1 protein-coding gene and 1 pseudogene are annotated in these 429 nt (G+C 47.6%); both read left to right on the top strand.

Features of this window, described 5'->3' with window-relative positions:
• Positions 1 to 144, top strand: a pseudogene (locus I656_RS18475) (IS982 family transposase); the annotation flags it as partial.
• A 211-nt stretch (positions 145 to 355) separates the two neighbouring features.
• A partial coding sequence (locus I656_RS19615) for a UPF0236 family protein (RefSeq protein ID WP_235048683.1) occupies positions 356 to 429 on the top strand: 74 nt, incomplete at its 3' end.

The following is a 429-nucleotide window of genomic DNA, read 5'->3' as shown; positions in this document are numbered from 1 at the left end:
GTGATCGAGACGGTGTTCTCAGTTCTGGTTGACCAATACCGGATCACAGAGATTCGAGCGAATTCCATGATCGGATTTGAAGTAGCGCTCGACGGCATATTGTTAGCCTATTCGCTGGTCACACTAGGGCTAGTTGAGTTCTAACGCTCAACTAGCACCACGGGTGTGAGTAAAATATTTGTGGGTGACATTCAGGAATGATTCCCCGACGAGGGTTGCGAACTTTTGTTCGCGACGCTCGTCGGGGCCACCAAGCGAAGCGCGGTAGAAAAAAGCAAATGTCATGCAAAAAGGACTCTCTCCCTGCTATGATGGTGATTGTCAACATCAACCGAAAACAGGAGGGAGAGAGTCCATGAAACATCTTACCACAGAATGGCCTTTATTAAAAGAGCTGGAGGAACAATTCGTCAGAACTCTTCAAAAGGT

Origin of the sequence: Geobacillus sp. WSUCF1, from assembly GCF_000422025.1 — a bacterium.
GTDB lineage: Bacteria > Bacillota > Bacilli > Bacillales > Anoxybacillaceae > Geobacillus > Geobacillus zalihae.
Note: the sequence above shows the minus strand (reverse complement) of the source record. Positions and strands in the feature narration are given on the sequence as shown.